Source organism: Gordonia sp. BP-119 (genome assembly GCF_016924115.1).
Classification (GTDB): domain Bacteria; phylum Actinomycetota; class Actinomycetes; order Mycobacteriales; family Mycobacteriaceae; genus Gordonia; species Gordonia hongkongensis.
This window is the reverse complement of the sequence record NZ_JAFFZF010000031.1, coordinates 64,795-72,314: the sequence shown is the minus strand read 5'-3', so window position 1 is coordinate 72,314 and position 7,520 is coordinate 64,795. Positions and strand designations below refer to the sequence as shown.

General features: G+C 69.3%; 5 protein-coding genes and 1 pseudogene. 5 read left to right on the top strand and 1 reads right to left on the bottom strand.

Annotated elements, in window-relative coordinates; genetic code table 11:
* Positions 1 to 511 precede the first annotated feature (511 nt).
* From JW364_RS17345 to JW364_RS17325, 5 genes and pseudogenes are all read left to right on the top strand, one after another.
* Positions 512 to 1,546, top strand: a complete 1,035-nt coding sequence (locus JW364_RS17345) for a diiron oxygenase (RefSeq protein ID WP_205333077.1) — start codon at positions 512 to 514, stop codon at positions 1,544 to 1,546.
* A 34-nt stretch (positions 1,547 to 1,580) separates the two neighbouring features.
* Positions 1,581 to 3,253: pseudogene (locus tag JW364_RS17340) on the top strand (4Fe-4S binding protein); the annotation flags it as partial.
* On the top strand, positions 3,186 to 3,671 hold the full coding sequence (locus tag JW364_RS17335; protein WP_205333075.1) for a hypothetical protein: 486 nt from the start codon (positions 3,186 to 3,188) through the stop codon (positions 3,669 to 3,671). The pseudogene JW364_RS17340 and the gene JW364_RS17335, both read left to right, overlap by 68 nt.
* Complete coding sequence (locus JW364_RS17330) at positions 3,668 to 4,630, top strand: DMT family transporter (protein WP_205333074.1); 963 nt, start codon at positions 3,668 to 3,670, stop codon at positions 4,628 to 4,630. The genes JW364_RS17335 and JW364_RS17330 overlap by 4 nt, the downstream gene beginning before the upstream one ends.
* Before the next feature lie 117 nt (positions 4,631 to 4,747).
* Positions 4,748 to 5,575, top strand: coding sequence for a maleylpyruvate isomerase N-terminal domain-containing protein (locus JW364_RS17325; protein ID WP_205333073.1), 828 nt, complete (start codon positions 4,748 to 4,750; stop codon positions 5,573 to 5,575).
* A gap of 170 nt (positions 5,576 to 5,745) precedes the next feature.
* Here the strand turns inward: JW364_RS17325 and JW364_RS17320 are convergent, their stop codons facing one another.
* The gene (locus JW364_RS17320) at positions 5,746 to 7,380 is read right to left on the bottom strand and encodes a DEAD/DEAH box helicase (protein ID WP_205333072.1); all 1,635 of its coding nucleotides are present in this window, start codon (positions 7,378 to 7,380) and stop codon (positions 5,746 to 5,748) included.
* Positions 7,381 to 7,520 lie beyond the last annotated feature (140 nt).

The window sequence follows — 7,520 nt, the reverse complement described above, 5'->3', positions numbered from 1 at the left end:
GTCCGACGCGTGTCGTCCCCGACCCCGGCGGGCCCCGGTGGCCGCGGACCCGGTGCGCCCGGCAGGGGCCCGCCGGGGTCGGGGACGACACGCGTCGGACCGTGCGGCGGCTGGGTCACGACCGGACCCGGGTGCGTGGTACCGCCGGCAGGCCGCGTCGACCGACGCGGGCGGCATGCGTCGCGCCCCGAGAATGCCGGGACGCGTGCGGAACACGACGGGACATCGCTCCTCCAGGTGAGCAGACACGGTTACGGATGGTGCGGTAACTCTAACCCGCGGCGATGCTCGCGACGGGGTTATATAACCCGAACGAATTACACCCGTCGCACCAGGTCAGCCCCTGAACTGCGCGGAGTCGGGCAGGCTTGCCGGTGAACGCACCGGTGCATTGTGCCGGTATCGAACGTGACATCGAGTGTTGACAAATAGCGGCCCGTCGAAATACGTTCGAGTCATCCGCTGTGGTCTGTTTCACCGGCCGAGCCGCCCACCCCGAAGGGATGCGACGATGACGAAAGCACTGACCCCGACCGACCGGGAGCACGAGGCCCCCGCCCGCTACGTGCCGCAGCACGACAAGTCCGGCAGCGACCACGATTACGACCAGGTCCTCGACGACCTGTCCGCGGCATCGGTCCATCGCAACTTCGACCCGTACGTCGACATCGACTGGGACGCGCCGGACATGGCGATCGTCGAGAACGATCCGCGGTGGATTCTGTCCTACGAGGTCGACCCGATCGGCCGCCACCCGTGGTACCAGCAGTTGCCGCAGGAGAAGCAGATCGAGATCGGCATGTGGCGCCAGGCCAATGTCGCCAAGGTCGGCCTGCAGTTCGAGTCGGTCCTGATCCGCGGCCTGATGCAGTACAGCTTCAAACTCCCCAACGGTGCGCGCGAGTTCCGCTACACGACGCACGAATCCAAGGAGGAGTGCAACCACACCCTGATGTTCCAGGAGTTCGTCAACCGGACCGGCATGGACGTCCCCGGGGCCAAACTCGGCTACCGGCTGATCTCCCCTCTCGTTCCGCTCTTCTCGACGATCTTCCCCACCGTCTTCTTCTTCGGTGTGCTCGGTGGCGAGGAACCGATCGACCACATCCAGAAGGACTTCCTGCGCACCCGCGCCAGCCTGCACCCGACGATGGCCGCAGTCATGCAGCTCCATGTCGCCGAGGAGGCACGGCACATCTCGTTCGCCCATCACCTGATCCGCGAGCAGGTTCCGCAGCGCGGCCGCATCCAGCGTTTCCTGTTGTCGCTGATGCTCCCGCTGACGATGCGCATCCTGTGCGGCGCCATCGTCGTGCCCCCGCGGAGCTTCGCCAAGCGGTTCGACGTGCCCGACGAGGTCATGAAGGACATCTTCTGGCGTTCGGCGGAGTCGAAGCGGTTCCTGCGCAACGTGTTCGGTGACGTCCGCATGCTCGGTGAGCAGAGTGGACTGATGAACCCGGTCTCGCGCCTGCTGTGGCGCGCGCTCGGCATCAGCGGCCGCCCCTCGCGTTTCCGCAGCGAACCCACCTACACCGCGGCCTGAGCCGAACCCCGAATCGCAGGTAGAACCCGAGACCATGCCCCACGTCGTCACCCAGGCGTGCTGCGGCGACGCGTCGTGCGTGTACGCATGTCCCGTCAACTGCATCCACCCCACACCCGAAGAGCCCGATTTCGGCATCGCCGAGATGCTGTACATCGATCCCGCGACCTGCGTCGACTGCGGTGCGTGCGTCAGTGCGTGCCCGGTCGGCGCCATCGTCCCGGGACATCGCCTGACGGAGGGTCAGGAACGGTTCGTCGAGGTCAACGCGGCGCAGTACCACGATCCGGCCGACGGCGCGGCGCGCTTCCCGGTCGACCCGGCCCGGCGCCTGCCGCTGGCTCCCATCGACCGGCCCCGGCAGCTCGCGGTCGACCGGCCGATCTCGATCGGCATCGTGGGGTCCGGCCCGTCCGCGATGTACGCCGCCGACGAGCTGCTGCGGCAGCCGCAGATCTCGGTCACCATGTACGAGCGTCTCGACCGGCCGTTCGGGCTGGCACGGTTCGGCGTCGCGCCCGATCACCTGCACACCCGCAAGGTGATGGAGCTGTTCGACGACATCGCGCGCAACCCGCGGCTGGAGATCCTGCTGAACACCGAGGTGGGCCGCGACCTCACCCTCGCCGACCTGCGTGCACGGCACCAGGGCGTCATCTGGGCGGGCGGGGCCCCACCGACCGTCAACTCGCGCTGCCGGGATTCGATCTCCCCGGAGTGTCCAGCGCGACGTCCTTCGTGGGTTGGTACAACGGCCATCCCGACTTCGCCGACCTCGACGTCGATCTCGACACCGAGCGCGTCGTGGTCGTGGGCAACGGCAACGTCGCCCTCGACGTCGCACGCATCCTCGTCGCCGACCCGGGCACCCTCGCCGCCACCGACATCTCCCGTCCCGCACTGGCGAAGCTGCTGTCCTCGTCGGTCCGCGAGGTGGTGGTGATGGGCCGTCGCGGACCCGCGCACGCGGCCTTCACCCTGCCCGAACTCATCGGACTGGTCGACTCGGGGGTCCCGGTCACCGTCGACGCCGCCGACCTCGAAGCGCTGCCCGCACCCGCCGACCTGGACACCACGACTCGTGCCAAGCTCGATCTCCTGGCCGAGTGCGCCGCCCGCCCCGAACCCGAGGGCCGTCGAATCCGATTGACGTTCTTCGCCTCTCCGATGGAGGTGACCGCCGGTGCGGACGGCCGCGCGAGCACGTTGACCGCCGGCCGCAACCGTCCGGTCACCGACGACTCCGGAGCCGCGGTCGGCATCGAACCCACCGGCGAGACGGTGGGGCTCGAGACCGGGCTCGTCCTCACCTCGGTCGGTTACCGCGGTGTCGCGGTCCCGGGTCTCCCGTTCGACGACGCGGCCGGGATCATCCCGCACCTCGACGGCCGCGTGCTCGACGGGACCGAGCCCGTCCCCGGGATGTATGTGACCGGCTGGATCAAGCGCGGTCCGTCGGGCTTCATCGGCACCAACAAGACCGACTCGGCGCAGACCGTCGCCTCGTTGCTCGACGACCTCGAGTCGAACGCGACCGAGGCCTCGGCACCGCGTCGCCGTCGGTTGCTCGGCCGACGCCTCGGCGTCGCGTCGTCCGTCGCCGGCCTCGATTGACGGACTGCTGCGCTAGATTTCAGCCATGGGGCTGCCCGCGTACCAGCGCACCACCGTGCGCGCCGATCTGTCCGATCTACCCGCCGACGTCGCCGCCACGCTGCGCGACCATGCCGAGTCGACACAGCTCACCGTCACCGACGACCTGCCGGCGTGGATCACCCGGAGCATCAACCCGCCGTCGACCACGTTCTTCGGCAAGCTCTTCGGACGACGCAGCAACCCCGTCGACCCCGATTCCGAGCACCAGACGCTCATCGTGCTGCATCCGACCCACCTGATCGTCGTGGTGTCCGGGGCCGAACGTGGGGTGTCGGCACTGTCGTGTCCGCTCGCCGTCGCGTCGATGTCGTCGACCCCGCATGTCCCGGAGTCGGACGGATTCTCGGTGACCGGCTTCGCCGGTCATGAAGGACGTCCGGGCAGCTTCTACCTCGGAACGGGTGAGCCGGCGGGCACGGAATGCCGGGAGGCCGTTCGCTCGGCCGTCGTCGCCGCCAAGAATCCGTGAGGACCGCGGACCGCACTGCCCCGTTCTCGCGACCCGCGCTGGGTCTCCTACTCGCGCTGATCTCGTCGGCCTGTTTCGGCATCTCGGGGGTGCTCGCCCGGGCCATGATCGAGGCGGGATGGACGGCCGGTGCGACCGTCACGGTCCGCATCGCACTAGGCGGTCTGGTCCTGGCCATTCCCGGCTTCCTCGCCTTTCGCGACCGTCGGCAGCCGCTGCCCGAGCAGCCGGGCCGACGGTCCTGGACGGTGCTCGTCGCCTACGGACTCCTCGCGGTGGCCGGCTGTCAGCTGGCCTACTTCTATGCCGTGACCTACCTGCAGGTCGGCGTCGCGCTGCTCATCGAATACACCGCCCCGGTCGCCGTGCTGGTGTGGATGTGGCTGCGCCACGGTCAGCGTCCGGGTCGCGTCACCGTGCTCGGCGCGGCACTCGCGATCGGGGGACTCGCGCTCGTCCTCGACCTGACCGGCGACGTCCCGATCAGCGCGATCGGGGTGCTGTGGGCGCTCGCCGCGATGGTCGGGGCCGCCGCCTACTTCGTGATCTCCGCCGACGACCGCACGGGCTGGCCGCCCCTGAGCCTGGCCGCGGGTGGCCTGCTCATCGGCGCACTGGCCCTCGTCGTCGCGGGGCTGACCGGGATCCTGCCGATGACCATGACCACGGACCCGGTCGAGGTCGGTGCGCTCGAGGTGGCCTGGTGGATCCCGCTCGTGCTGCTGGGTGTGGTCTCGGCCGCCATGGCCTACGGCTTCGGCATCGCAGGCGGCCGGCTGCTCGGGGCCCGGGTGATGTCCTTCGTGGCGTTGTCCGAGGTGCTGTTCGCGGTGGTCTTCGCCTGGCTCGTGCTCGACGAACTGCCGGCACCGATTCAACTCGCCGGGGGCCTGCTCATCGTGCTCGGCGTCGTCTGCGTACGGCTCGGCGAAGCCGCCCCGGCGGTGTCACGTGACTGAGAATCATCGTGCGCGTTTGTGAATAGTGTTGCGCACCTTGCACATCTGTCCACAGGTTCGACGTGTCGGCACGGAATGTGTCGCACGTCGCAACGGGCCGGGGTAATCTCGTGCCCCATGTGGGGGGAGGAACCACGCGCGACGGGGATGTTCTCGAGGTTTGACTACATCGACGCGGCGCTCACGACTGCGGATCGGTTCACCGATCTCGTGCTCGGTGTCGGCGACCCCGACACCCGGCTCCCCGGCACCCCCGCCTGGACGTTGACCGATTGTGTCGGCCATGTCGCGATGGCGCCGTCGCGCTTTCTCGAACTCGCGCGCGGCAAAGGTGAGTGGTGCTGTTCGGCGGTCGACGTACCCGACTTCAATGCCAAGCAGATCGCCAACTTGTCGACGCGCGACGTGGCAGTGCTCTGCCGACGATTGACCGACGACCTCCGCGAACTCGTCGACGAGGTGTCGCATTTCCACGCGCAGGTGCCGAAGATGCACTTCGACGGCGACCGCGTCATCCGGGCCGACGCCGCTCTCGGCCTGCTGATCGGCGAGTTCGTGGTGCACGCCCACGACATCGCTGGCGCTGTCGGGGCCCGCTGGTGGGTCGAACCGGACGTGGTGCTGATGATCATCCGGGCACGCCAACACATCCTGCCCAGCTGGGTCGATCCGGTGCACGCCGCCCGGCACTCCGGCACCTACGACATCCGGCTCCGCGGGTGCGGCGAACGGCACGTCTACGAGTTCACCGACGGCGAGCTGCAGATCGATCCGCCGAAGCCACGCCGGGCCGATGTCCACATCAGCGTGGACCCCGCGACCGCTCTCCTCGCCGGTTACGGTCGCCTGTCACCGGGGTGGGTCGGCCTCACCGGGAAGGGCATCGCCTGGGGTGCCCGGCCGTGGCTCGCTCCTCGCCTCCAGCACAAATTCCTGCCCGCCTGAGCGGGCGCCGCGGCGCAGGGGCGCGGGTGACGACAGCACGCCGCGCTCCAGGAAAAACTCGCATGCGACATCATTCCGTTGACGCGACCTCGATCGAGGTCGCGCCGCCGGATTGATGTCGCATGCGACGTCAATGGTGTGCGGGCGGTGACACCCGCGCCGTGCTCGGCTCAGCGACCGGTCGGCGAGCCAGCGGGACGGCTCGCCCGGCGTCCCTGCCCGCGGGCGCCCGCCCGCTGCTGGTCGCCGCCGCGCGACTGCCCGGCGCCGCGTCCCTGGCCTCCGGTTCGTGCGTCCGACGAGCGCGAACCGCCCGCGCGCGAGTCGCTCCGAGCCGGACGGCCGCGGCCCTCGCCGCGAGTACCGCGCGAGTCACCGCCGGTGGCGTTCCGGCCGCCGCCGGTTCCGGCGCTCCGGCTCTCGCCACGAGCGCCGCCCTGGCCTCGACCACGACCGCCGCGTCGACTCCCCTGCGAGCGACCGCCCTGCGAACGACCGCCCTGCGGACGACCTCCCTGGGACCGGCCGCCCTGTGCACCGCCACCACGAGCGGCCTCGGCGGCTGCGCGTGCCGCCGCGGACACGCGGGGGGCGCGCTCGCCGACGAGCTCGTCGACGGCTGCCGACGATGCGTCGACAGCGATGGGTGTCACCTTGATCTTGGCCTTGCGCAGTAGTTGTGCGACCTCACGACGCTGCTCGTGCAGGCAGACGGTCACGACGTCGCCGGCCGACCCGGCGCGGGCGGTGCGGCCCGAGCGGTGCAGATACGCCTTGTGCTCGGCCGGCGGATCGACATGCACGACGAGTTCGATGCCGTCGACGTGCACGCCACGGGCGGCGACGTCGGTGGCGACGAGGACACGGACCTCACCCTCACCGAAGGCGGCCAGGTTGCGGTCGCGCTGAGCCTGACTGAGATTGCCGTGGAGGTCGACAGCGGGGATCCCGGCCTCGGTCAGCTTCTTGGCGAGCTTCTTGGCCTGGTGCTTGGTGCGCATGAACAGGATTCGACGACCGGTGCCGGAGGCCAACTCGGCCACGAGGTCCTGCTTGCCCGCCGAGGAGACCTCGAAGACATGATGGGTCATCGCGGCGACCGGCGACTCCGCCGAATCCACCGAATGTTGCACCGGATTGTCGAGGAAGCGCTTGGCGAGCTTGTCGACGCCGTTGTCCAGCGTGGCCGAGAACAGCATCCGCTGACCGTCGGCGGGGGTCGCGGCGAGGATCTTGGTCACGACGGGCAGGAAGCCGAGGTCGGCCATGTGGTCGGCCTCGTCGATCACGGTGATCTCGACTTCGTCGAGCCGGACGATGCCCTGACGCATCAGGTCCTCGAGACGTCCGGGGCACGCGACGACGATGTCGACTCCGCGCCGGAACGCCTGCTCCTGGCGGGTCTGTTTGACGCCGCCGAACACGGTGGTGACGGTGAGTCCCACGGAGGCGGCGAGCGGCTCGACGACCGCGGCGATCTGGGTCGCGAGTTCGCGGGTCGGCGCCAGGATCAGTCCCGTGGGTGCGCCCACGTAGCGCTTGACCTGCATCTCGGCCAGGCCGGCGACGAGCGGGATGGAGAAGGCGAGGGTCTTGCCCGAGCCGGTCTTGCCGCGGCCCAGGACGTCCTTGCCGTCGAGGGTGTCAGGGAGGGTGTCCTTCTGGATCGGGAAGGCGTCGGTCTTGCCCTGAGAGACGAGAACCTTGACGAGTTCGGTTGGGACACCGAGGGATTCGAACGACACACCGGGCGCCGACGCAGCAGCATCGGTGGAGGTGGCCGGGTTTTCGAGGACAGCAGTCATGTGGTGTGCAGGCTTCTTCCTGTGCTTGGCACGCGAACAGCACGACTGACGTGCAAGGGCGGTGCCGGTGGCGAACACGCGGGTGCGCGAGCTCGTTCGCCGTATGAAGTCAATGGCAGGTGGCCGACCGGTGTCGGAAT

What these genes read in the sequence shown, in the direction of transcription:
- JW364_RS17325 (WP_205333073.1), top strand. Translation starts at nt 4,748, where the DNA reads ATGTGGGGGGAGGAACCACGCGCGACGGGGATGTTCTCGAGGTTTGAC.
- JW364_RS17345 (WP_205333077.1), top strand. Translation starts at nt 512, where the DNA reads ATGACGAAAGCACTGACCCCGACCGACCGGGAGCACGAGGCCCCCGCC.
- JW364_RS17335 (WP_205333075.1), top strand. Translation starts at nt 3,186, where the DNA reads ATGGGGCTGCCCGCGTACCAGCGCACCACCGTGCGCGCCGATCTGTCC.
- JW364_RS17320 (WP_205333072.1), bottom strand. Translation starts at nt 7,380, where the DNA reads ATGACTGCTGTCCTCGAAAACCCGGCCACCTCCACCGATGCTGCTGCG.